This is a genomic window from Arthrobacter oryzae, assembly GCF_037911235.1.
Classification (GTDB): domain Bacteria; phylum Actinomycetota; class Actinomycetes; order Actinomycetales; family Micrococcaceae; genus Arthrobacter; species Arthrobacter oryzae_E.
The window spans coordinates 27,000-48,797 of the sequence record NZ_JBBLYW010000054.1 but is presented as its reverse complement, the minus strand read 5'-3'; the positions used below and the strand labels follow the sequence as shown (position 1 = coordinate 48,797).

Genomic DNA, 21,798 nt, shown 5'->3' with positions numbered 1-21,798 from the left:
GGAAATTCGCAAGTTCCCGGGCGCGGGCCCGCGGAACGGCCTACGCTGGGTGCTGATGACTGCAGCGACGCCGACGGCTCAATCCACACCGCTTTCTACACCGCAGGGCACCCTCCTTCTGCTGGTGCGCCACGGGGAGACGCCCACCACGGGAACCGTGCTGCCCGGACGGGCCCCGGGACTCCACCTGTCCGAGCGGGGCCGGGTCCAGGCGGAACGGGTCGCGGAACGGCTCACAGGACTTCGCGTTGATGGCCTCTATTCCTCGCCGCTGGAGCGTGCCCGCGAGACGGCAGAGCCCACAAGAGCGTGCACCGGGCTTGAGGTGAACGAAAACGCAGGCCTCATCGAATGTGATTTCGGCGAGTGGACGGGCGCCGCGCTCGCAAGCCTGACGGTCCTGCCCGAGTGGCGCACCGTCCAGCACACCCCGTCGGCCTTCCGATTCCCGGGCGGGGAGAGCTTTACTGAGATGCAGGAACGGATTGTTGCCGCTCTGGAGGCGCTGTGCGCCGCCCACGCCGGGGGCGCCGTCGTGTGCTTCTCCCACGCCGACCCGATCAAGGCCGCGGTGGCCCACGCCCTTGGCACGCCTCTGGACCTCTTCCAGCGGATTGTCATCAGCCCGGGTTCGGTGTCGGCTATCTCGTACGTGGCCGGTCAGGCGCCGGCCGTACTCATGGTGAACTCGACCTCGGAACCCTTGAGTGGGCTGAGGGCGGCGTTGTGAGGAACAGCCGGTGTCCGGCCGGGAGCTGACACTGCTCGCCGAGGGCCGCATCGAGTTGCTTGGACGCATCCCGCGCAGCAGCAACGAGACGTTCCTCGTCCGCGTCTCCACCGACGATGACTCGGCGTGTGCCGTCTACAAGCCCGAGGCCGGGGAACGGCCGCTCCACGATTTCGAGCCCGGGCTGTACCGGCGGGAACGAGCCGCCTATCTGCTCAGCGAACACCTGCAGTGGGGCATCGTGCCGCCCACGGTGATCCGCGAGGATTCCCCGCTGGGGATCGGGTCTCTCCAGTGGTTCATCGAGTGCGACTTCCGCGAGCACTATTTCACCCTGTATTCGGACTCACCCGAGACCCATCGCGTCCTGTCGCAGATCGCCTTGTTCGATTACGTCGCCAACAACACTGACCGTAAGAGCGGGCACGTGCTGCGCGGTTACGACGGACAGGTGTGGGGCATCGACCACGGGCTGTGCTTCTCGGCAGACTTCAAACTGCGCACGGTGATCTGGGACTTTGCGGGCGAAGCCATCCCCCGCGCCTTGCTCCAAGACATCACGCCGCTCGCAGAAACCGTGCCGCCCGACGTGGCCGGGCTCCTCGACGAGGCGGAGGTCAACGCTTTACAGCGCCGGGTGCGGCGTTTGCTGCGCGAAGGGGTGCTGCCTGTAGACCGCACCGGCATGCGTTACCCGTGGCCGCTCGTGTAGGTTGCCCGGCGTTCAGTTACGAACCCGCATTGTCTTCAGTGGCGTCAGGATCCTCTTCCGGTTCGAAAGTGTTGGGCTCCGTGCCCGCGCCGATTCCTACACCTTTTCCAGAGCCCGGGATGTCGGCGCCTTGGCCCGATGCTTCCGGCCCGGGGATCTTCGGTCCGGCCGCGGAATCGGCTTTTGGATGCCCCTTCTCTGCCTCATCAGCGTTCATGACGACCTCCTGGATCCTGCTGTTGTGGGATATTCACGCTAGCACCCGGACCGTGGAACTGTAAGGCTGCTGTGCGTTCCCGGCCAAGTCTCGGCATCCGGTTCGAAGTCTAGACAGGCGCGTCGGAATTTCGTAGATTCGTAACAGCCCTAATCACCTTTCCAAGGTGGGGACCTCTTTGCCGCCGGGTGCACGGCCGCAAAGAGAGCCGCTGTAGCCGAACGGTGGCGCCATATTGCACCCGCGGAAAAGAGCCCCTGATGGCCATCTCGCATTTCGAACGATTCCTTCTCGACGCCACTGCACCGGATGACACGCACTGTCCCCTGGGACCGGACTGTCTGTACGGCCTGTACACGAGCTGGTGCCTGCTTCACAACATCACCCCGGTGGACGACATCGCCTTCCGGGCTGCCATGGAGCGCTGCGGCATCGACCTGCGCAACTCCCGGCGGCGGATGAAAGGACCTGCCGCGGCAGACTACATCCTCTCCAGCTATCCCGCGTCTGCCTGACCAAGCCATGTTTTTCGCTGCGGCCAATGAGCATCCGCTGGATCCTTTTCCCCATTACGAGAGAATGAGGCAGGCCGCACCCGTCTTTCATGACGACCAATCCGGCAGCTGGCATGTCTTCCGGTATGACGATGTGCAGCGGGTATTGTCCGAATATGCCAGGTTCTCCTCGCGGATGGGCGGTGACGACCCGTCCGAGACGGGTCAGTTATTCGCGTCCAGCCTGATCACGGCCGATCCCCCGCGGCACCGGCAACTGCGCTCCCTGGTGACCCAGGCGTTCACGCCAAAAGCTGTGGACGGGCTCGCTCCCCGCATCTCCCAGCTCACGGAGGAGCTTCTGGAGGGGATCGCTTCCCTCGGAACAGCAGACCTGATCCAGGAGTTGGCGTATCCGCTGCCGGTCATCGTGATCTCGGAGCTCATGGGCGTACCCGCCGAAGACCGTGACCGCTTCAAGCGGTGGTCCGACGTCGTCGTCAGCCAAACGCGGAGCGGTGCGGTGAATGAGGACCAGCACCTCACCAATGTGGAGATGACCGGGTACTTCCTGGACCTGATCGAGCAGCGCCGAAGCCGGCCCGGCAATGACTTGATCAGCAACCTGCTCGCCGCCGAGATTGACGGACAGAAGCTCAGTGTGGCCGAACTGCTGGGTTTCTGCAGCCTGCTGCTCGTGGCCGGCAATGAAACGACCACCAATCTGATTGGCAACGCCGTCCTATGCTTCACGGAAGCGCCCGGCACCATGGAACGGTTACGGCAGGAGCCCTCCCTGCTTCCTCAAGCCATCGAAGAGGTGCTCCGCTTCCGGTCTCCCGTGCAGTCCATGTACCGGGTGACCGTCGCCAGCACCACCCTGGGCGACGTTCAGATTCCGGCCGGCGCCCCGCTGGTGGCGTGGATCGGCTCCGCGAACCGCGACGAGCGGCAATTTGAGCGCCCGGCCCGGTTCGACGTCGACCGGAGTCCGAACCGGCATCTGGCTTTCGGCCACGGCATTCACTTCTGCCTCGGTGCGCCGCTGGCACGACTCGAGGCAAGGATTGCGCTGGAGGGCATCCTGTCCCGGCTGCCCGGACTGGCGCTCGCCCCGGGAGCGCGCCTGGAACGGATGGACAGCACCATCGTCTATGGACTGAAGGCGCTCCCCGCCAGCTGGCAGGCAGCCTGAGCGCAAGGTCGCAGCATCCGCCTGCACCCTCTCGGCCGGCCACGCCGCGCGGCCCTCTGCATGGAGCATCCGTGCAACACTTGTTGCATGGATCTGGAGGTGTCGCCAGCGCTCACGATTCCCGCATCGGAACTCGGCTGGAGGTTCTCCCGATCATCCGGGCCGGGCGGCCAGCACGTGAATACCTCGGACAGCCGTGTCGAGCTCTCCTGGAACGTCGCCGAGTCGGCCGTGCTCTCGGACGGGCAGCGGACGATGCTGGTCGCCCGTCTCGGACGCCGCCTCAGCTCCGGAGTGATCACCGTGACTGCCGCCGAGCGCCGCTCCCAGCTCCGCAATCGCGAGATCGCCCTTGCCAAACTCGCCGAACTTGTCGCCGGGGGCCTCGCTCCCGATGCGCCTCCCCGCCGGCCGACGAAGCCCACCCGGGGATCGGACCGGCGTCGCCTTGCCACAAAGCAGCAGCGGTCAGCAACGAAACGTCAACGGCAGCGGCCCTCCGCGGAATAGCGCCGCCGCGGACCGGGCAGCTCCCTTTTGCCTGGCTGGTACCGCAGGCCGGGCTGTTACCGCAGGCCGGGCTGAAGGGTGGTCTGGCAGTACGTGGAACAACAGTGACTGCCCCACGGATTCCAATTGCGGTTTTCTTGATAGTGCAGTCCACACACAGGCCCGCGGGTCCGCACGAGTCACGGCTGCCCGCACACAGAGAATCAGGACATCATGAACATCACACTCAACAACGGAGTCGTTATGCCCGCAGTCGGGCTCGGCGTCTTCCAGACTCCGCCCGAGGCTACCGTGGATGCGGTCGCGACGGCACTCGAGACCGGCTACCGCCACATTGACACGGCCGCGGCTTACTTCAACGAGACCGAGGTTGGCGAGGGCATCCGCCGCTCCGGCATCGACCGCTCCGAGATATTCATCGAGACAAAGGTCTGGATCAGCGACTACGGCTACGAGCAGACACTTCACGCGTTCGAGAAGGGTTCGCGCAAGCTCGGCGTCGACCAGCTCGACCTGTTCATACTCCACCAGCCCCTTCCGGGCGACTTCGACAAGACAGTCGACGCCTACCGGGCCCTTGAGAAGCTGCTGGAGGACGGCCGCGTGCGCGCCATCGGTGTCAGCAACTTCATGCCGAACCACCTGACCGCCCTGCGCGAGCGGACCTCGGTCGTCCCTGCCGTCAACCAGATCGAGGTGCATCCCTACTTCACGCAGCCCGACGTGCGAAAGGCCGGCGAGCACCTCGGCATCCTCACGCAGGCCTGGTCACCCATCGGAGGCATCACCTCGTACCGTGGCGACGCCGCGAAAAGCACCTTCAGCAACCCCGTCATCCTGGGCATCGCCGGTCAGCATCACAAGAGTGCCGCGCAGGTCATGCTGCGCTGGCAGCTGCAGCTCGGGCATTCCGTCATCCCGAAGTCTGTCCGGCCGGAGCGCATCGCCGAGAACTTCGACGTCTTCGATTTCGAGCTCACCCCGGAGCAAATGGGCGCCCTCGAGTTGCTCGACACCGGAGTGCGCGGCGGTCCTGATCCCGACTCGATCACCCTCGAGGCGTTCGGACGGGAGATCCCGGAGGCATGACACAGGACCCAAAGAAACCCGGCACCGTACTCGTCGTCGGCGCAACCGGCAGCGTCGGCCGCCACGTCGTGGCCGAAGCGGTACGCCAGGGGTACGAGACGCGGGCCCTGGTACGCGACGCGGCGCGCGCAGGCCGGCTCGCCGCCGCCGCCCAGAAGGTTGTGGGCGAACTGACCCGGGCGGAGACCCTCACGGACGCCGTCGCGGGCGTCGATGCGGTCATCTTCACCCAGGGTTCCTCATACGGCGACGCCACAGCGGCGGAAGCCGTCGACTACGGGGCCGTGAAGAACGTCCTCGAGGCGGTCAACGGCCGCCGCGTGCGCATCGCACTGATGACGTCCATCGGGGTGACCCGGCGCGGCGGCACCCACGACTGGAAGCGGCGCAGCGAACGGCTCGTCCGCGCCAGCGGCAACGCCTACACAATCGTCCGTCCCGGCTGGTTCGACTACAACGACAACGACCAGCTGGCAGTCACACTCCTGCAGGGCGACACCCGCCACGCCGGAAGCCCCGCGGACGGCGTCATCGCCCGGCACCAGATCGCCCGGGTGCTGGTGGACAGCCTCGCCTCCGACGCGTCCGATCACTTGACGTTCGAACTTGTCGCCGAGCACGGGCCGGCTCAGGACAACCTGGAACCTGTCTTCGGAGCCTTGGACAGGGATCCGGTTGGTTCGTTCGACGGGGTCCGGGACCAGGCCAACATGCCCGTCGCAGCCGAACCGGAACGCGTGCGGCAGGACCTCAGCGCCCTGGCCGCAAGCAGATAGGTGCGTGAGCTCTTCCAGCACGATGTCCCGCCATGATCCATCAGCATGGAGATCTTTCCGTTTTGATGGACGCCGCCGGCCCCCGGCGTCAAACTTATCTAATGGACGACACGGAAAAGCCCGACACCATCGCCAAAATTGCTGACAGGCTCGCCGCCCGTTATCCCGAGGCCCCGCGCCCCCTCGTGGACCGGATCGTGGCGGAAGAATACGGAACATTAGGTGACAGCCGGATCCGGACCTACATCCCGACCCTGGTGGAACATCGGGCCAAGGACCGGCTCAACCGCGGGTTCGACGCCCAAAGCGCTGAACTCTGACGTCTGTCGGACCCGTTTCAGTCTCCGAAGGCTTCGCGGCCGCGGCGGACGATGAGCGGGTCCGGGTCGTACACGACCGAGGCGTCTTTGTCGGCGTAGTCGAACTGGTTGAGGAAGAAGCGCATGGCGTTGACCCGCCCTCGCTTCTTGTCATTGGACTTGACCGTGATCCACGGTGCGTGGTCGGTGTCGGTGCGCAGGAACGTTTCTTCCTTGGCTTTCGTGTAGTCCTCCCACCGGTCCAGGGAGGCCAGGTCCACAGGCGAAAGCTTCCAGCGCCTGACAGGGTCGATCTGGCGGATCGCGAAGCGGGTTCGCTGCTCGTGCCGGGTTACGGAGAACCAGAATTTGCTGAGGTGGATGCCGGAATCCACCAGCATCTTCTCGAACAACGGAGCCTGCCCCATGAAGGTCTCGTACTCATCGTCGGTACAAAAGCCCATCACCCGCTCAACGTTGGCACGGTTGTACCAGGACCGGTCGAACATCACGATTTCTCCAGCGGTGGGCAGGTGCTGGATGTAGCGCTGGAAGTACCATTGGCCGTGTTCGCGGTCCGACGGTTTGCTCAGTGCCACGGTCCGGGCCGAGCGGGGATCAAGGTGTTCAGTGAACCGCTTGATCGTCCCGCCCTTGCCGGCGGCATCGCGGCCCTCGAATACGATCACGATTTTGAGGCCGTGATCCTGGCCCCAGTACTGAAACTTCAGCAGTTCCACCTGCAGGCGATACTTTTCGAGTTCGTATTCCTCCCGGGACATCCGCTCCTCATAGGGGTAGTCCTCCCGCCAGGTCTGGACTGCCGAGCCCCCGGGGTCAATCAGCTCCGGGTCCTCGCCTTGCCCGCCTCTTACCGTGTACCCCACCTCGACGAGCCGGTCTATGGCTTCACGCAGGTTGTCCCGGACCCACCACGAATCCCCGGGTGTCCACGGCCGGCCTAGCTGCACCATCCGGGCCTCCTTCCGGCATTGCCGAAGCGTCGACGGCAGTTTATCTGACGGATCATCAGCCGGAGAAGACAGGGACCGCCCCCTGAATCAAACGGTCGCAAGAAACAGGTACAGGGCCAATCGACCTTGGCCAGCGCAAGGTAAACAGCCGGGGCCCTTTAGGCGATCTTCCGCCGATATGCAGCCGTGGCGAACGCGTAGGCGAAAACCAGGATGCCGAGGCACCATGCGAGGGCTATCCAAATGTCGCTGCCCGCCGGTCGCTGAGCGAACACGTCCTGGATGGTGTTGACGATCGACGTGACGGGCTGGTTTTCCGCGAAGAACCGCACGGCGCCGGGCATGGTTTCCGTCGGGACGAAAGCGGAACTGATGAATGGCAGGAAGATCAGCGGGTAGGAGAAGCCACCGGCACCGTCCACGGACTTTGCCGATAGGCCGGCGATGATGGCGATCCACGTGAGTGCCAGGGTAAACAGCGCCAGGATTCCTGCGACCGCCAGCCAGTCAAGGAGGCTTGCCGAGGTCCGGAACCCCATGAGGAGAGCTACCAGCACGATGATGACGAGCGACAGTCCGTTGGCGACCAGCGAGGTCAGAACGTGAGCCCACAGCACGGACGATCGTGCGATCGGCATGGACTGGAACCGCTCGAAAATACCGCTTTGCATGTCGGTGAACAGCCGAACGGCGGTGTACGCGATGCCCGACGCAATCGCGATCAGCATGATTCCGGGAAGCAGGTAGTTCACGTAGTTCTCGGTGTCAGTCCGAATCGCGCCGCCGAACACGTAGACGAACAGCAGCATGAGGGCGACCGGCGTGATTGCGGTGGTGATGATCGTGTCTACGCTGCGGAAGATGTGCCGCAGGGAGCGGCCCAGCAGCACGGAGGTGTCGGCGAAGAGGTGTCTGTTCATGACCTGTCCTTTGTTGACTCGACCTTGCCGTTGTTCCCAACGGCCTCGTCCCCGACACCTTTGTCCCCCACCAGGGCGAGGAATATTTCCTCCAGACTCGGCTGCTTTTCGACGTATTCGACCTTCGTCGGCGGGAGCAGTTGCTTCAGCTCGGCGAGGGTGCCGTTCGCGATGATGCGCCCGCCGTGGAGAATGGCGATGCGATCCGCGAGTTGCTCAGCCTCGTCGAGATACTGCGTGGTGAGCAGCACGGTGGTGCCCTGCCTGGAGAGCGCCTTGACGATCTGCCACACCTCGAGGCGGGACTCGGGATCGAGTCCGGTGGTCGGCTCATCGAGGAAGATCACCTTCGGTTGCCCGATCAGGCTCATGGCAATGTCCAGCCGGCGGCGCATGCCACCTGAATACGTGGCCACTTTTCGCGAGCCGGCTTCGGTGAGGTTGAACCGTGCCAGAAGATCATCCGCCACGTGCCCGGGGGTTTTCAGGTGCCGCAGTTTAGCCACCAGCACCAGGTTTTCCCTGCCGGACAGGATTTCGTCGACAGCTGCGAACTGTCCGGTCAGGCTGATGGTCTCGCGGACCCTGAGCGGTTCTGTTGCGACGTCGAATCCTTCGACGGCGGCTGTGCCGGCATCCGCTTTCACCAGCGTGGACAGGATTTTCACCACGGTGGTCTTTCCCGCTCCGTTCGAGCCGAGGAGGGCAAAGATGCTCCCAGGCGCCACCTCGAAGTCCACTCCGCGCAGGACGTGCAGGTTCTTGTAGGACTTCTCCATGCCCAGCACACGGATTGCCGTGGCCGTCATGATCCCGCCTGCTTCGCCTTGGCCTTGTCGACCGCCTCGTTGAGACGGGAACGTTCCTTGTCGATCCAGCGCTTTCCGCCGTAAGCCTGAGCGAAGCTCTCGGCGAACTCGATGGGGTCTTCGCCGACGATCTCGCTCACCGGCGTGCCGTCAATGGCGGCGCGTTCCCACAGGTCCGCGAGGTCTGAGAACATTTGCACAATCGTGTCCCCCTCGGTGACCCCGCCGTAGTACATGAAATATCGGTTGAAGGCGTTCGCCACGGCGCGGTAGGGCTCAGGCAAGGCATCCAGCCGCGCCTTGGCCTGCTTGTACTGCTTCTTCTGCTCGAGCGAGCCGGTCACCAGCTCGATCCACTTCGCTGCCATATCAATTTCCTCCCTTACGGAGCTGTTCAAGCCTTTCGGACAGAAAGCCCCATGTCTTCCAGAATTCGTCCAGTTCCTTCTCGCCCTGAGCGTTGAGCGTGTACACCTTGCGTGGCGGGCCCTTCTCGGACGGACGCTTCTCGACGTCGACGAGGCCTTTCTGCTCGATCCTGACGAGCAGTGCGTACACGGTGCCCTCGGCGATCTCGGTGAAACCCTGCGCCCGGAGCAGCGTCGTGATTTCGTACCCGTACGCCGGCTTTCCGGTCAGGAGGGCAAGAACTATGCCCTCCAGTGTTCCTTTGAGCATCTCCGTCATCTGCTTGCCCATCGGATACCTCTTCCAGCTACTCAGTGTTACTAGCTACTAGTACATAGTAGCGCTAAGTAGCGGAAGGGCAAGGGCTTTCAGCTGGACGCACGGCGCGCGGCGTTAAGAAACCGTAAAGAAAACGCTAAAACACGCCTCGATGCACAGTCCGGGGACTACGTTGAATCGCCGAGGTGTCGGACATACCAGGAGCTGCGCCCGATGAACCACTAGGAGACGCAGATGAGCGGTACGGGCCACCAGACCATTCCCGCCGAAGTCAGCCGCCCGGCCCCCGAGACCGACTCCGGAAACTCACTGGTGCGGTGGCTGCTGAAACACCAGGTCCAGCCTGTGATCGGTCCGGAAAGCCCCGAAGACCACGCTCCACCGCAGGCATGGTGGAAAGTCATGTGCCTGACCGGCGTCGACTACTTCTCCACCCTGTCTTACCTGCCGGCCATCGCGGCCCTCGCCGCCGGAGCCCTGTCCCCACTGGCCACACTGCTGATCGTGGCCCTTACCCTCCTGGGAATGCTGCCCATGTATCGCAGGGTCGCCCAGGAAAGCCCGCACGGACAAGGGTCGGTAGCAATGCTGGAAAGCCTCCTGCCGTTCTGGCGCGGGAAGCTCTTCGTCCTGATCCTGCTGGGCTTTGTGGCCACATCCTGGATCATCACCATCACGCTCTCGTCAGCAGACGCCACCGTGCACATGCTGGAGAACCCTTTCCTTCACGATTATCTCGACGGCAAGGCCGTGCTCATCACCGTGATTCTGCTGCTGATCCTGGGAGGTGTGTTCCTGCTGGGATTCAGTGAAGCCGTGGTCGTAGCCATCCCCCTGGTGGCGATCTTCCTGCTCCTGAACGCGGTGGTCATCATCGCCGGTGCGGCCAGGGTCATCAGCGATCCGGCAGCGCTGGATTCCTGGACCGGGCTCCTGGCCTCGCGCGGCGGTATCGCGGACATCGTGGGACCGGCAGTGATAGCCTTCCCGCTTCTGGTGCTTGGCCTGTCCGGATTCGAAACCGGAGTCAGCATGATGCCGCTGGTCGCCTCCGACGGCCAAACACCGGAGGCACGCCTTGCCTCCAAGATCCGGAATACCCGCAAACTGCTGACCACGGCCGCTGCCATCATGAGCGTTTACCTCCTCGGCAGCAGCTTCGTCACCACCGTCCTGATCCCTGCCGAAGCCTTCGAAGCCGGAGGGGAAGCGAGCGGACGTGCCCTTGCCTACCTCGCGCACGAGCAACTCGGTGACACCTTCGGAACCGTGTACGACATCAGCAGCATCCTGATTCTATGGTTTGCGGGCGCCTCGGCCATGGCCGGCCTGATCAATATCGTCCCGCGCTACCTCCCCGCCTACGGCATGGCCCCCGAATGGGGACGGGCAGTGCGCCCCGTGGTCCTCGTCTATACGGCTGTCAGCATCCTCATCACCATCGGCTTCAATGCCGACGTCAACGCCCAGGCCGGCGCGTACGCCACCGGCATCCTGGCCATGATGGTCTCCGGATCCATCGCCGTGACAATCTCCGCGTTCCGGAGAGGCAACCGACGATCGGGAGCGGGCTTCGCGCTGCTGTCCCTGATCCTGCTCTACGCGCTGGCCGCCAACGTCATCGAGAAACCGGACGGACTGACCATCTCGGCTTTCTTCATCCTGGGAATCATCGCGATCTCCCTGGTTTCCCGCGTCGCGCGGACCACGGAACTGCGCGCAGACCTGATCAGGTTTGACGACAACACCCGCCGCTTCATCGCCGACTCGCTGGACTACGACGGCGCACTGAACCTCATCGCCAACCGCCGCCAAACCGGCGACACGAAGGAATACGCCGAAAAGGAATTCGAGCAACGGGGGCAGAACGCCGTCCCCGGGACCGCAGACATCATCTTCTTGGAAATCGACATCATCGACCCGTCCAACTTCGGCGGGACGCTGGACGTGCACGGCGTCGAGGTCGACGGCCACCGCATCCTGCGGGTCGAAAGCCCGGCCGCTCCCAACGCCATCGCCGCGATCCTCCTGGCCCTTAGGGACACGGCCGGCGTCACCCCCCACGCGTACTTCGAGTGGTCCGAAGGCAACCCCCTCGCCCACCTGATGCGCTACCTCCTCCTGGGCCGCGGCGACACCCCGCCCGTCGTGCGGGAAATCATCCGGAAGCACGAACCGGATCCCGCCCGGCGCCCACGCATCCACGTCGGGTAAACGGACGCCGCCTGGAACCCGCTCCCGTCACGCGCGGCGGTGGATGGACTTGTAGCTCAGGTACGCGTTCAGGCCTTCAATTCCGTACTCGGTACCAAGGCCCGAATCGTGCCGGCCGCCAAAGGGTGCGGCATGGTTGGAAGCGAAGAAGTTGATGCCCACGGAGCCGGTATCCATGCGGTCCGCAACAGCGAGCGCCGCTTCGGGATCCTGCCCGAACACCAGGCCGCCCAGCCCGAACTCCGTGTTGTTGGCGAGGCCAACAGCCTCATCGACGTCGTCGTATTTGAGGACGCAGATCACCGGGCCGAAGATCTCCTCGCGGGAGATCCGCATGTCGGGGGTGACGTCGGCGAACACCGTGGGTTCGACGAAGTAGCCGCCTTCCAGCCCGCCGGGCAAGGACGCCGCGCGGCCGCCGGTCGTGGCGCGCGCCCCCTCGGAAAGTCCCGAGTCCACGTACTCCAGCACGGTCCGGTACTGGGACTCCGTGGCGCAGGGACCAAAGACTGTGTCGGGGTGCAGCGGATCACCCTGCTTCCCGGCGGCGATCGTGGCCGTGACCATGTCCACCACCTCGTCATAACGGCTCGCGGGGGCGAGAATCCGGGTGGAGATGTAGCAGGTCTGGCCGGTGTTGCGCATGGAGGACCGGATCAGCACCTTCGACATGGCGTCCAGGTCCGCGTCGGGCAGCACTATGGCGCTGGACTTCCCGCCCAGCTCCAGCGTGACCGGGCGCAGCAGCTCACCGCAGGCGGCGGCAATTTTCCGGCCCACCGGCGTCGAACCTGTAAAGGCCACCTTGTCCACCCCCGGGTGTTTCACCAGTACATCTCCCAGCCGGCCGGAACCGGTGACCAGGTTGACGACGCCGGCGGGGACTCCGGCCGCGGCCACGGCGTCGATGATCACGCGTATGGACAGGGGTGTGGGCGACGCGGGTTTGATCACTACGGTGCAGCCGGCCAGCAGCGCCGGTGCCAGCTTGATGACCACGAGGTTAATGGGGAAATTCCACGGCGCGATCAGTGCGCACACCCCCAGGGGATCGCGGCGGACCACGGACTCGCCGCCTCCGCGCGGGAAGGGGCGGACGTCGTCGCGCTCGAGATATTCCGCCAGGGTCGCGAAATAGCGGAAGATGCCAGCAGCATTGGCGGCGGCACCGGCGGATTCGGCCACGGGAGATCCGTTTTCGCGGGAGTTGGTCAGCGACAACTCTTCAGCCCGTTTTTCCACCTCATCTGCGATCCGGAGCAGATAGGCTGCCCGCTCGGACGGGGCGAGCCGGGACCACCCGCCGCCGCCGGCACCAACGAACGCCCGCCGGGCGGAGCCGACGGCGGCGTCCACATCTTCGGGAGTTCCGTCCGGGACCGAGCCCCAGACCTCGCCCGTGGCGGGGTCGGTGACCGGGTTCCTGCCGGTGCCGCGGGAGGGGCGCCAGGCGCCGTCCACGAAGATCGTGTCCACATGGGTGTGGGGCAGCGAGAGTGCCGCGCGGGCACTCAGGGCGGGAGCATCGTGCGTGGCCGAGGTCATCGGATCACCGCCGTCTTGAGCAGGGCGCTGGAACGGTTGAGATCCGCGGTGGCCATGTCAACGGCGGCCTGCGTGATGAGTTCCGGCACGATCTCGGCGGCCAGCCTGTCGGTGTAGGTGGCCGGGTCCATGGCAAACCACGACGAGGCCAGCGCGATCCCCGCACGGTCGAAGCGCCACAGCCGGTCGGCATCGCGCATCAAGGCGTCCTCCAACGACCGGGCCACCTGCCTGGTGTCATGGCCATCGATGATCTCACAGACGCTTTCCACGAATTCCGGCGAATAGCCCAGTCCCGGCAGCACCCGGCGCGCCACATCGCAGCCCTGCTGCTCGTGCTCGTAACGGATGGCGGCCTTGCGCCAGTCGCCGGAGAAGCCTTCGGAAATGATGCGGGATTCATCAACGTGCGCCCAGCCGGTGTCGTGCAGCAGGGTGGCTACGCGCACCAGTTCAGCGTCGGCTTCGGGGTACGCGCGGCACAGCCGTTCAGCAAAGGCCAGGGAAATCGGCAGGTGGATGTCGTTTCCACGGGTCCGCGTCTCGAGGACCACGGCGTGCCACAGTTCGTCGAGCTCCCCCAGCGCTGCGGGGGTGTTGCAGATGGCGGTGGTGTCCACCGGGCCTGCTGCTGGAACGGGCCGGACGCTGTACTCCGCGGCGAAGGCCTCGGCCAACGCGTCGGCATGTTCGGTGGGGACGGCGCCGGCAGCGGCGCCGGCGCCGGCCTCGGCGACCGGAGTCTTGGGGGTGCTCATAATGCTCCTTCGGGTGGGCCAAGCTGCTGAGTGCAGCTAGCTGTCCGTGGTGATGGTCTTGAGGGGTGTGCCGGTGTCCGCGGCGGCGTCGGCCGGAATGTTCTGTCCCTTGGCCAGCGCGTTCTTCACGGCCATGAAGTCCAGCGGCGCGTTCACGCAGTCCGCGGCGATGATCCGGCCCTGGCGGTAGTAGAGGACGCTGAACTTTCCGCGTTCCTCATCGCGCCGGAGCACGGTCTGGTCGTAGCCGTTGCAGAGGCCCGCGATCTGGAGCTTGAGGTCGGCCTGGTTGGACCAGAACCACGGGATACCGGCGTATTCCTCGCGCCTGCCTGTGAGTGAGTAGGCGGCCACTTTGGCGTGCTCGATGGCGTTGTTGACGCTTTCCAGCCGGATCCGCTCGCCGGGGGCGGAGCCCGGCACCGGGTTGGGCATGTTGGCAACGTCCCCCACCGCCACGGTGGTTCCGTCCGAGGCCAGCGCAAAACGGTCCACCACAACGCCGTTGTCCACGGCCAGGCCCAGTTGTTCGGCCAGCTGGGTATTAGGGACGACGCCGATGCCGATCAGCACGATCTGGGCAGGCAGGAGCGTGCCGTCCTGAAGCTCGACGGCGGCGACAGCCTGACCGGCTTCGTCCGCGGTAAAGCGGGCCGCGCTGGTATTGAGCCGGATATCCAGGCCGCGGGAGCGGTGCGCCGCCAGGAAGTACTCGGCAGTCTCCTCCCCCACAGCCCGGCCCACCAGGCGCGGGCCGAACTCGAGCACTGTGACGTTCTTGCCCATTTTCTGCAGGCTGGAGGCGGCCTCGAGGCCGATGAACCCGCCCCCGATCACCACCACATCCGTGGCGTCGCCCACCCGGGCCTTGAGCGCCAGGGCGTCGTCGGCGTTGCGCAGGTACAGCACGCCGTCGAGGTCCCCGCCGTCAATGTCCAGCTTGCGGGCGCGGGCACCCACGGTGAGGGCCAGCCGCTTGAAGGGGAACTCCCGGCCGGAAGACGCGTGCGCCACCCCGGACCCGTCCGCCTCCTTGTCGATCCGGACGATGAATTCGCCCTTGACGAGCTCCACGTTATGCTCGGCCCAGTAGTCGTTGGAACGGAAGATGAGTGATTCGCTCTCCACCGTGCCCTGCAGGAACTCCTTGGACAGTGCCGGCCGCTGGTACGGGCGGTGGTCCTCGTCGCCGAGGAGGGTGATGTGCTCGTCGAAGCCCAGGGCCCGGAGGGACACCGCGAGCTGGACCCCGGACTGGCTCGCGCCGATGATCAGGAGTCCCGTCCGCATAGGAAGGGTCTGCGCCCCGGTTGTGACGCTGGCCGTCTGCGCCGCTGCGTGCGTGCCCACGGCTACACCTGGGTTTCCGGGGTGGTGACGAACAGTTCGATCTCGTCCGTCAGGCGCAGCTGGCAGGAGAGCCGGGAGTTGTCCTCACGGTCTACTGCGGTGCCGTAGAGCATTTCGTCCTCCATGTCCTCCATCGGCGGGAGCTGCGAGACGCAGTCCTCCCGGACGAAGACGTGGCAGGTGGCACAGGACAGCGAGCCGCCGCACTCGGCCACGATTCCGGGGACGCCGTTGCGCACCGCGGTCTCCATGACCGAGTCGCCCACGGTGCCCTGGACGTCGCGGACGGCGCCTTCGGCGTCGGTGAAGTGAACCGTTGGCATTGGTCCTCCTTGGGATTGAAGTGAGTTGGAAAAGTTGGAGTGGGCAGTCAGATGAACTGCCGGCCGCCGTCGACCACCATGGTCTGGCCGGTGTAATAGGAGCTGTCGGGTCCGGCGAGGAAGAGCGCGGCACCCACGATGTCCTCCGGCTGGCTGGCCCGTTTGATGGCTCCGCGGTCCACGCCGTAGTTCTCGGCGTCCTCCATGAGCCCGTAGCTGGCCTCGGTGAGGGTGAAGCCGGGGGCGATCGCGTTGACCGTGATCCCCCGCCGGCCCAGTTCCTTGGCCATCACCCGGGTCAGGGCCACCACGCCGCCCTTGGATGCGACGTAGTGCAGCCATTGCTCGGAACCGCTGAAGATAGTGGCACTGGAGAGGTTGATGACGCGTCCGCCCTCCGGCAGGTAGGGGCTCGCGGCGCGGGTCACCAGCCAGGGCCCCTTGAGGTTCACGTTCATGACCAGGTCCCATTCAGCCGGATCAATGTCCTCGAACGGGCTGCGGGTCACCCCCGCGTACACCGCGGCGTTGTTAAGGACGACGTCGATGCTCCCTTTGCCAAAGTCCGCGGAGGTTTTCGCGAGGTCCTCTGTGGAGTCCACACTGGTGACGTCGGCGGCGAAGGCTGCGGCTTCAGCGCCGGTTTCGCGGACGAGTTTCGCTGTCTGCTCGGCACCCTCGAGGTTGATGTCCGCCACCGCCACCCGGTAGCCGCGGCCGGCAAAGCCGAGCGCGAACGCCCTGCCCAGCCCGCCGGCGGCACCGGTGATGAGGACGGTCTTTCCCGCCGCCTCCTGCGCCGCAGGGACGTTCGGTTCAGACATGGCTGTGGCTGTGGGCGCCGGGCCCGGTGACGAGCAGTTCGGCTGGTTCCCCGTGCCCGGGCTCCTCGAGGTCAAGGATCTGCACGGTGCCCTTGGTGCCGTCCACGCGCAGCCGCTGGCCGGTCTTGATGGTGGTGGACGCCGAGCCCGTTCCGGTCACGGCCGGGAGGCCGTACTCGCGGCAGACGATGGCCGCGTGGCTCATCATGCCGCCGATATCGGTGACCGTGGCCTTGATCTTGCCGAAGATCGGGCCCCAGGACGGTGCCGTCACGGTGGCGACAAGGATCTCGCCCTGCTGGACGTCGGAGAGCTGGTCGGCGTCGGTGACCACGCGGGCCAGGCCTTCCACCACACCGGGGGAAGCCGCCATGCCCCGCAGCCCGCCGCCTTCCACCGCAACGCCTGCGCCCAGCCACTGCTGGACCTGCTCGGTGGTGATGCCCCAGAGCATCCGGGTGAACGGTTCGGTGATGGACTCCGGCGGGGTGTTGAGCGCGGGTGCGGGTCGGGCGGTCTTGAGCGCGTCCACGATGCCGCGGCGGCGTTCGATCTCCTCCGGCCAGAAGTCCGGGCCGATGGGTTTTGCGCCCACGCCCCAGCCGGTGACCAGGTCGAAGAGTGCGTCGCGGACCTCGTTGCGGCCCAGGTAGAGCAGGTCGTCCGGTTCGGTCCAGAAGCCCTCTGCCTGCATCATGCGGGACAGTTCGCGGATCTTGCGCCAGAAGACGCCCATGGTCCAGTGCTCGATGTAGAAGTTGTGGTTTTCCACGTACGGGTATGCGGTGGCGGCCAGTCCGCGCTTGGCGTCGAACAGTGCCTGGTTTTCGCCTTCGAGGAGGTCGCGGTATTCCTCGATGATGCGGTCGCGTTCCACGATCAGGGCCTCGACCGGGCGCATGATTTCCTGGCCCTCGTCCAGCCGGCGGATGTAGTCCGCGATGTAGCCCAGCGGGATTTCCTGGTGCTCGTTCCAGTACTTGTCGTGGCCGTAGAAGCCGTTGCCCACAGTGAAGTTGAACCACGGGTCCTTCGCGCCCTCGTACTGGGCGATCCACCGGTCCCCGCCGGGAGCGGCAGCGATGGCACCCAAGGTGGCATCGACGTCGTCCATGTTGTTGGAGTTGCTGAAATGAGTCTGCAGCCCGAGCTCGACGGCCAGCTTCGCCAGGCCCTTCAGCTCGTCATCCGGGCGGAACAGTTCCATGTCCACGCCCTGCACCATGGTGGCGATGGACTGGTCCGGGACGTTGGGGAAGACCTGCTTGCAGAAGTTGAAGAAGTCCAGGTACGCGATGTAGCCCAGGTTCAGGAACTCGAAGTGGTACTGCCAGTTCTGGTAAGCGAGCTGGATGAGGCGGTCGTAGCTTTCCAGCAGTTTCTCGGAACCGTCCTTGCCCTTCCCCGAGACGATGTCCTCCATCGGGACCATGTCCGGGAGCTTGGGGAAGGAAATGGTTTCCATCTCCGCGATGGTGCCCTTGACCTTGACGTGCCACTGTTTGAGGAGCTCGTCCCAGTTCTGGAAGTAGTGGCCCACGCGCTGTTCGAACAGTGGCACCCGCGCGGCGATCTGGTCCTCAGGGACCGGGATGGGCGACATGTAGAGGTAGCCCAGGTGGACTCGGAATTCGATGCCGTTGGCATTGGGGATCATCAGGTGCCGGGCGTTGTACTGGCCCAGGCACTTCACCGCGAATTCGCCGCCGATCGTTTCGAAAGGCTTATACACGGTGGGCCAGTGCTGGCTGTCGCAGAACCAGAACTTGGCGTCTTCCTGCTCCTTGAGCTTTTCCTGGAACACCAGATAGTAGGGGTAGATCTTTTCCCAGCCCTCGGCGCCGGCGGGCACCGGAAGCTCGGAGGGTTTCGGGAAGGATGTCAGGGACATGGCGGTCCTTTCAGGAGGGCTCGGCAGTGAGCCTTGGTGTGTGGAGCCTAGGCGGAAGGGTTGAGTGTTGGCGTGCTGAATCCGCTGAAGAAGCCGCCGGTGACGACTGGCTGCGGGGCGGTCTGCGGGGCAGGCTTGGAGGAGTGCACGGTCTCCGGGCGGGACTGGAGCAGCAGCAGGTTTTCGCCGTCGGGCAGGTCCGCGTCGAGCGCCCATTCAATGTCCTGCGGGCACTTGTAGTGCTTTTCGGCGCGCTTCGCCATCCGGGCGACGGCGGTGAGTTCCGCATCGGTGAGGCTGCGGCGTGCGCGGCGGTCGGCGTCGACCTCGCGTTCCACCAGGCCTTTGGCGCCGGCGTCGGGGACCAGTTCGGCGTGCTTGTCACCGAGGTGCTCGCTGACGACGGCGAGCGTGACCTTGTCCAGCACGATGTTGTCCGGCGTGACCTGGCCGGAGACCACCATTTCGCCCACACCGTAGGAGGAGTCGATGGTGATCTTGGAACGGTCCCCGTTGGTGGGATCCATGGTGATGGCGACGCCGGACACCTTGGAGTTGACCATCTTCTGCACCACCACAGCCATCGACAGGCCCTCGTTGGGGATGCTGTTCTTGAGTCGGTAGATGATGGCACGGGAGGTGAAGAGCGAGGCCCAGCACTGGCGGATGTGCTCGGTGACTGCCTTGACGCCGTCGAGCCAGAGGTAGGTGTCCTGCTGGCCGGCGAAGGATGCGTCGGGCAGGTCCTCCGCCGTGGCGCTGGAGCGGACGGCCACCGGCACCGGAGCGTCGAAGCCGGCCATCAGGGCTTCGTAGGCGCCGACGGTCAGTTCGCGCATGGCCTGCGGCACGGGGCGGGAGCAGATGTCCTCGCGGATGGCGGCGGAGACCCTGTCCACCTGGTTCATGTCCTCCACATCCAGGTCGGCAAGGAGCTGGTGGATGTGCCGGGTGATGCCAGCTTCCTCCATGAAGGCATCGAACTGGGCGGTGGTGACGACGAAGCCGGGCGGGACGGGCATGCCGGCGGAGGTCATGGTGACCAGGGAGGCGCCCTTGCCGCCGAGGTTTTCAAGCTTCGGCTCGATGCCGCCGTCGAAGAACTGGATGTATTCGTTGCTCTGCATGGTGGTTAGGCCTTCCAGCTGACAGGGACGGTCTCGGGGACACGGAAGGAGAGGTTTTCGCGGAAGGCGATGCCTTCGGGGTCCTCGAGCTGGAGCTCCGGGGCGAGCCGGGCCACTTCCTCGAGTGCGATTTTGGCCTGGAGCTTGGCGAGCATGTTGCCCAGGCAGTAGTGGATTCCGAACCCGAACGAGAGGTGTTCGCGGGCGTTGGAGCGGGTGATGTCGAAGTCCTCGCCGGCTTCGAATTTGCTCTCGTCGCGGTTCGCGGAGCCCATCAGGAGAAGCAGCTGGGAACCTGATTCGATGGCCACGCCGCCCACTTCGGTGTCCTTCAGGGCCTTGCGGCGCCAGCCGACGATCGAGCCGGCGTAACGCAGGACCTCGTCGATTGCGGCGGGGATCTTCTTGGGGTCTTCCACGAGCTGCCGCCACTGCTCCGGACGGGCCAGGAGCTCCCGGAGGGCGTTGGAGATCAGCGTAGTGGTGGTCTCGTGGCCGGCGAAGAGCAGGCTGTAGAGGACAGAGGCGATCTCGTGGTCCGAGATTTCGGCGCCGTCCTGCTGGGCTTTGACGAGGTCTGCGGTGAGGTTGTCGCCGCCCTGCTCGTGGGCCACCCGGACCAGGCGCAGGCATTCCTGCCAGTACTCCACCAGGTTGTGGGCGTGCGGGATCTGTTCCTCATCGCTCAGGTCGCCCCACGTCATGGCGGCGCGGGAATCGCTCCAGCGCTTGAAGGTGTCCACCTGGGAGACGTCTGCGCCGATCAGGGTGAGGATGGTGATGGTGGGGACGTCGTACGCCAGGTCCTTGACCATGTCGCCGCGGTGTTCCGGGCGGGCCAGCATTTTCTCGAGCAGTTCGACGACGTTCTGCCGGATGAACGGTTCCAGTGCCTTGTAGCGGCGGGGAGTGAAGGCCTTCTGGACCACGGCGCGGATGCGGGTGTGCTCCGGCGGGCGGCGGGCGGACAGGCCGGAGTAGGCGGTGAAGCCGCCGTCTTCCATGATCTTCTTCGCGGCGGGTCCGCGCTCGCGGACCGGGGCCTGGGCGTTTTCGCTGGAGAAGGTCTCCCAGTCCTCAAAAACGGCCTTGATGTCGTCGTAGCGGGAGACAACGTAGAGGCCCACGCGCTCATCGAACATCACGGGCTGTTCGGACCGGAGCTCGGCGTAGGCGCCGAAGGGATCCTTCATCTGGAAGGGCTCATAGCCGTGGTGTCCGGCGGGGGCTTCGGCGCCGTATCCGAAGGGACAGCGGCCGGCCGTTTCTGTCGACGATGACATGGGACTCCTTGAAAAGTGATTCCGCCCGGCACCGTCAGAGGCGCCCGGGGTTCTTAGGGACCAGTGTGGTCCACCTCACCCCGGGATAATAGCGTTGACTTCCACTGAGCGGAAGGCAATATCGGAGCCGGCCAGGCGCCGTCGTGCTCTTTCGCGTTAGTCCTTGGCTCCGCGATGCACGCCGATCAGGGTTTCCAGCGGAATCCGCGCGGTGGCACGCTCAATCTGGGCCGATATGCCCTTAAGGACGGGAAGGTGCCTGGTCATGGTGGATGCCTGCGACGTGGGCAGCACCAGGCCGAGGCCGGCGCCGATTCTGCCCGTGTGAAAAACCGGGACAGCAATGGAACACGATCCGAGCCGCATCTCCTCCAGGGTGGTGGCGTACCCCTGCTCCCGGATCTGGGTCAGCTCTTCGGCAAAGCGGCGCGGGTCAATGTGGGTATGGGCGGTGGGCCGCTCGAGATCGCGGTTGAGATAGGCGTCCCGGACCCAGTCGTCCTCGAACGCGAGGATGACTTTTCCGACGGCGGTGGCGTGCATGGGAAGGCGGCCTCCGACGCGGGAGGCCCGGGGCACGCGCTTGGAACCGTAGACCCTGTCGATGTAGAGGACCTCGTGCCCCGCCCGGATGGCCAGGTGCGCGGTTTCGCCGGTCAGGGAGAACAGGTCCTGGATATAGGGGCGGGCAGCGTCGCGGAGCTGGCGTCCGGTGTTCTGGGCAAGTTCCCACAGCCGGATGCCCAGCTGGTAGCGGCCGTTGGGTTCGCGAGCCAGGAAGCCCCAGTCCGTGAGTTCATTGACCAGCCGGTGGGTGGTGCTCAGCGGCAGCCCTGACTGTTCCGCGATGTCGGTGAGGCTCATTGCGCCGCGGGATTTCTCGAATGCTTCCAGGATGGCCAGGACCTTGGACGTCACGGTCCGGCCAGGTTCGCGGCTGCCGCCGGCCATCGTGACTCCTTTGTGTACGCTCCCATGGCAGAACCACCTTCGGCAGTCCGATCAGAGTCTAGTCTTCCCGCGTGGGACTTAGGGGAGGACGACCTCGTCAGGGCGCATCAGACTCAGCGG

The 21,798-nt window shown here is 65.2% G+C and carries 24 protein-coding genes; 9 read left to right on the top strand and 15 right to left on the bottom strand.

Annotated features, from left to right (window positions below; translation table 11 throughout):
* The first annotated feature begins 55 nt into the window (after nucleotides 1–55).
* Nucleotides 56–730 carry a histidine phosphatase family protein gene (locus WMN78_RS15740; protein ID WP_340534668.1) on the top strand — a complete coding sequence of 225 codons (675 nt, stop codon included), beginning with the start codon at nucleotides 56–58 and terminating at the stop codon, nucleotides 728–730.
* Between the two features lie 10 nt (nucleotides 731–740).
* A complete protein-coding gene (locus WMN78_RS15735; RefSeq protein ID WP_340534667.1) occupies nucleotides 741–1,442 on the top strand; it encodes an SCO1664 family protein in 702 nt (233 codons plus the stop codon).
* Nucleotides 1,443–1,458: 16 nt separating this feature from the next.
* On the opposite strand, the gene WMN78_RS15730 is transcribed toward WMN78_RS15735, so the two are convergent.
* Nucleotides 1,459–1,659 carry a hypothetical protein gene (locus WMN78_RS15730; protein WP_340534666.1) on the bottom strand — a complete coding sequence of 67 codons (201 nt, stop codon included), beginning with the start codon at nucleotides 1,657–1,659 and terminating at the stop codon, nucleotides 1,459–1,461.
* 260 nt (nucleotides 1,660–1,919) lie between these two features.
* Between WMN78_RS15730 and WMN78_RS15725 the strand changes: the two genes are divergently transcribed.
* The 6 genes from WMN78_RS15725 (at nucleotide 1,920) to WMN78_RS15700 (ending at nucleotide 6,043) form a co-directional block, all read left to right on the top strand.
* Nucleotides 1,920–2,174, top strand: coding sequence for a hypothetical protein (locus WMN78_RS15725; protein WP_340534665.1), 255 nt, complete (start codon nucleotides 1,920–1,922; stop codon nucleotides 2,172–2,174).
* A 64-nt stretch (nucleotides 2,175–2,238) separates the two neighbouring features.
* Nucleotides 2,239–3,348 carry a cytochrome P450 gene (locus WMN78_RS15720; protein ID WP_340534664.1) on the top strand — a complete coding sequence of 370 codons (1,110 nt, stop codon included), beginning with the start codon at nucleotides 2,239–2,241 and terminating at the stop codon, nucleotides 3,346–3,348.
* 87 nt (nucleotides 3,349–3,435) lie between these two features.
* The gene (arfB, locus tag WMN78_RS15715; RefSeq protein ID WP_340534663.1) at nucleotides 3,436–3,858 is read left to right on the top strand and encodes an alternative ribosome rescue aminoacyl-tRNA hydrolase ArfB; all 423 of its coding nucleotides are present in this window, start codon (nucleotides 3,436–3,438) and stop codon (nucleotides 3,856–3,858) included.
* Between the two features lie 213 nt (nucleotides 3,859–4,071).
* The gene (locus WMN78_RS15710) at nucleotides 4,072–4,947 is read left to right on the top strand and encodes an aldo/keto reductase (RefSeq protein ID WP_340534662.1); all 876 of its coding nucleotides are present in this window, start codon (nucleotides 4,072–4,074) and stop codon (nucleotides 4,945–4,947) included.
* On the top strand, nucleotides 4,944–5,723 hold the full coding sequence (locus WMN78_RS15705) for an SDR family oxidoreductase (RefSeq protein WP_340534661.1): 780 nt from the start codon (nucleotides 4,944–4,946) through the stop codon (nucleotides 5,721–5,723). Before WMN78_RS15710 ends, WMN78_RS15705 begins: the two co-directional genes overlap by 4 nt.
* 101 nt (nucleotides 5,724–5,824) lie before the next feature.
* Nucleotides 5,825–6,043, top strand: a complete 219-nt coding sequence (locus tag WMN78_RS15700) for a three-helix bundle dimerization domain-containing protein (RefSeq protein ID WP_340534660.1) — start codon at nucleotides 5,825–5,827, stop codon at nucleotides 6,041–6,043.
* Nucleotides 6,044–6,060: 17 nt separating this feature from the next.
* Here the strand turns inward: WMN78_RS15700 and ppk2 are convergent, their stop codons facing one another.
* From ppk2 to WMN78_RS15675, 5 genes are all read right to left on the bottom strand, one after another.
* Nucleotides 6,061–6,996: a polyphosphate kinase 2 gene (ppk2, locus tag WMN78_RS15695; protein ID WP_340534659.1), complete on the bottom strand. Its 936-nt coding sequence runs from the start codon at nucleotides 6,994–6,996 to the stop codon at nucleotides 6,061–6,063.
* A 158-nt stretch (nucleotides 6,997–7,154) separates the two neighbouring features.
* On the bottom strand, nucleotides 7,155–7,916 hold the full coding sequence (locus tag WMN78_RS15690) for an ABC transporter permease (protein WP_340534658.1): 762 nt from the start codon (nucleotides 7,914–7,916) through the stop codon (nucleotides 7,155–7,157).
* Entirely contained in the window at nucleotides 7,913–8,725 is an 813-nt protein-coding gene (locus WMN78_RS15685) for an ABC transporter ATP-binding protein (RefSeq protein ID WP_340534657.1), read from the bottom strand. Before WMN78_RS15685 ends, WMN78_RS15690 begins: the two co-directional genes overlap by 4 nt.
* Entirely contained in the window at nucleotides 8,722–9,093 is a 372-nt protein-coding gene (locus WMN78_RS15680; protein ID WP_340534656.1) for a DUF1048 domain-containing protein, read from the bottom strand. Before WMN78_RS15680 ends, WMN78_RS15685 begins: the two co-directional genes overlap by 4 nt.
* A gap of 1 nt (nucleotide 9,094) precedes the next feature.
* Nucleotides 9,095–9,424: a PadR family transcriptional regulator gene (locus WMN78_RS15675; protein WP_340534655.1), complete on the bottom strand. Its 330-nt coding sequence runs from the start codon at nucleotides 9,422–9,424 to the stop codon at nucleotides 9,095–9,097.
* Nucleotides 9,425–9,646: 222 nt separating this feature from the next.
* Here WMN78_RS15675 and WMN78_RS15670 point away from each other — a divergent pair, with 222 nt between their 5' ends.
* Nucleotides 9,647–11,626, top strand: coding sequence for an amino acid transporter (locus WMN78_RS15670; RefSeq protein WP_340534654.1), 1,980 nt, complete (start codon nucleotides 9,647–9,649; stop codon nucleotides 11,624–11,626).
* Between the two features lie 27 nt (nucleotides 11,627–11,653).
* Here the strand turns inward: WMN78_RS15670 and WMN78_RS15665 are convergent, their stop codons facing one another.
* The 9 genes from WMN78_RS15665 to WMN78_RS15625 form a co-directional block, all read right to left on the bottom strand.
* Nucleotides 11,654–13,171: an aldehyde dehydrogenase family protein gene (locus WMN78_RS15665; RefSeq protein ID WP_340534653.1), complete on the bottom strand. Its 1,518-nt coding sequence runs from the start codon at nucleotides 13,169–13,171 to the stop codon at nucleotides 11,654–11,656.
* Nucleotides 13,168–13,929 (bottom strand): HD domain-containing protein, encoded by a 762-nt coding sequence (locus WMN78_RS15660; protein ID WP_340534652.1) that lies wholly within the window; start codon nucleotides 13,927–13,929, stop codon nucleotides 13,168–13,170. The genes WMN78_RS15665 and WMN78_RS15660 overlap by 4 nt, the downstream gene beginning before the upstream one ends.
* Nucleotides 13,930–13,965: 36 nt before the next feature.
* On the bottom strand, nucleotides 13,966–15,279 hold the full coding sequence (locus WMN78_RS15655) for an NAD(P)/FAD-dependent oxidoreductase (protein WP_340534651.1): 1,314 nt from the start codon (nucleotides 15,277–15,279) through the stop codon (nucleotides 13,966–13,968).
* Between the two features lie 2 nt (nucleotides 15,280–15,281).
* Complete coding sequence (locus tag WMN78_RS15650; protein ID WP_340534650.1) at nucleotides 15,282–15,602, bottom strand: 2Fe-2S iron-sulfur cluster-binding protein; 321 nt, start codon at nucleotides 15,600–15,602, stop codon at nucleotides 15,282–15,284.
* Between the two features lie 47 nt (nucleotides 15,603–15,649).
* On the bottom strand, nucleotides 15,650–16,426 hold the full coding sequence (locus WMN78_RS15645; RefSeq protein ID WP_340534649.1) for an SDR family NAD(P)-dependent oxidoreductase: 777 nt from the start codon (nucleotides 16,424–16,426) through the stop codon (nucleotides 15,650–15,652).
* Nucleotides 16,419–18,317 (bottom strand): PEP-utilizing enzyme, encoded by a 1,899-nt coding sequence (locus WMN78_RS15640; RefSeq protein WP_340534648.1) that lies wholly within the window; start codon nucleotides 18,315–18,317, stop codon nucleotides 16,419–16,421. Before WMN78_RS15640 ends, WMN78_RS15645 begins: the two co-directional genes overlap by 8 nt.
* A gap of 47 nt (nucleotides 18,318–18,364) precedes the next feature.
* A complete protein-coding gene (locus WMN78_RS15635) occupies nucleotides 18,365–19,444 on the bottom strand; it encodes a PEP/pyruvate-binding domain-containing protein (RefSeq protein ID WP_340534647.1) in 1,080 nt (359 codons plus the stop codon).
* 5 nt (nucleotides 19,445–19,449) lie between these two features.
* Entirely contained in the window at nucleotides 19,450–20,727 is a 1,278-nt protein-coding gene (locus WMN78_RS15630) for a cytochrome P450 (protein ID WP_340534646.1), read from the bottom strand.
* Between the two features lie 156 nt (nucleotides 20,728–20,883).
* Nucleotides 20,884–21,678 (bottom strand): IclR family transcriptional regulator, encoded by a 795-nt coding sequence (locus WMN78_RS15625; RefSeq protein WP_340534645.1) that lies wholly within the window; start codon nucleotides 21,676–21,678, stop codon nucleotides 20,884–20,886.
* Between the last annotated feature and the right edge of the window lie 120 nt (nucleotides 21,679–21,798).

Bases quoted from the DNA above. Each gene is read 5' to 3' on its own strand.
- WMN78_RS15690 (WP_340534658.1), bottom strand. From the start codon at position 7,916: ATGAACAGACACCTCTTCGCCGACACCTCCGTGCTGCTGGGCCGCTCC.
- arfB (WP_340534663.1), top strand. From the start codon at position 3,436: ATGGATCTGGAGGTGTCGCCAGCGCTCACGATTCCCGCATCGGAACTC.
- ppk2 (WP_340534659.1), bottom strand. From the start codon at position 6,996: ATGGTGCAGCTAGGCCGGCCGTGGACACCCGGGGATTCGTGGTGGGTC.
- WMN78_RS15720 (WP_340534664.1), top strand. From the start codon at position 2,239: ATGAGGCAGGCCGCACCCGTCTTTCATGACGACCAATCCGGCAGCTGG.
- WMN78_RS15635 (WP_340534647.1), bottom strand. From the start codon at position 19,444: ATGCAGAGCAACGAATACATCCAGTTCTTCGACGGCGGCATCGAGCCG.
- WMN78_RS15730 (WP_340534666.1), bottom strand. From the start codon at position 1,659: ATGAACGCTGATGAGGCAGAGAAGGGGCATCCAAAAGCCGATTCCGCG.
- WMN78_RS15665 (WP_340534653.1), bottom strand. From the start codon at position 13,171: ATGACCTCGGCCACGCACGATGCTCCCGCCCTGAGTGCCCGCGCGGCA.
- WMN78_RS15675 (WP_340534655.1), bottom strand. From the start codon at position 9,424: ATGGGCAAGCAGATGACGGAGATGCTCAAAGGAACACTGGAGGGCATA.
- WMN78_RS15645 (WP_340534649.1), bottom strand. From the start codon at position 16,426: ATGTCTGAACCGAACGTCCCTGCGGCGCAGGAGGCGGCGGGAAAGACC.
- WMN78_RS15685 (WP_340534657.1), bottom strand. From the start codon at position 8,725: ATGACGGCCACGGCAATCCGTGTGCTGGGCATGGAGAAGTCCTACAAG.
- WMN78_RS15725 (WP_340534665.1), top strand. From the start codon at position 1,920: ATGGCCATCTCGCATTTCGAACGATTCCTTCTCGACGCCACTGCACCG.
- WMN78_RS15700 (WP_340534660.1), top strand. From the start codon at position 5,825: ATGGACGACACGGAAAAGCCCGACACCATCGCCAAAATTGCTGACAGG.
- WMN78_RS15630 (WP_340534646.1), bottom strand. From the start codon at position 20,727: ATGTCATCGTCGACAGAAACGGCCGGCCGCTGTCCCTTCGGATACGGC.
- WMN78_RS15670 (WP_340534654.1), top strand. From the start codon at position 9,647: ATGAGCGGTACGGGCCACCAGACCATTCCCGCCGAAGTCAGCCGCCCG.
- WMN78_RS15640 (WP_340534648.1), bottom strand. From the start codon at position 18,317: ATGTCCCTGACATCCTTCCCGAAACCCTCCGAGCTTCCGGTGCCCGCC.
- WMN78_RS15705 (WP_340534661.1), top strand. From the start codon at position 4,944: ATGACACAGGACCCAAAGAAACCCGGCACCGTACTCGTCGTCGGCGCA.
- WMN78_RS15625 (WP_340534645.1), bottom strand. From the start codon at position 21,678: ATGGCCGGCGGCAGCCGCGAACCTGGCCGGACCGTGACGTCCAAGGTC.
- WMN78_RS15660 (WP_340534652.1), bottom strand. From the start codon at position 13,929: ATGAGCACCCCCAAGACTCCGGTCGCCGAGGCCGGCGCCGGCGCCGCT.
- WMN78_RS15740 (WP_340534668.1), top strand. From the start codon at position 56: ATGACTGCAGCGACGCCGACGGCTCAATCCACACCGCTTTCTACACCG.
- WMN78_RS15650 (WP_340534650.1), bottom strand. From the start codon at position 15,602: ATGCCAACGGTTCACTTCACCGACGCCGAAGGCGCCGTCCGCGACGTC.
- WMN78_RS15680 (WP_340534656.1), bottom strand. From the start codon at position 9,093: ATGGCAGCGAAGTGGATCGAGCTGGTGACCGGCTCGCTCGAGCAGAAG.
- WMN78_RS15710 (WP_340534662.1), top strand. From the start codon at position 4,072: ATGAACATCACACTCAACAACGGAGTCGTTATGCCCGCAGTCGGGCTC.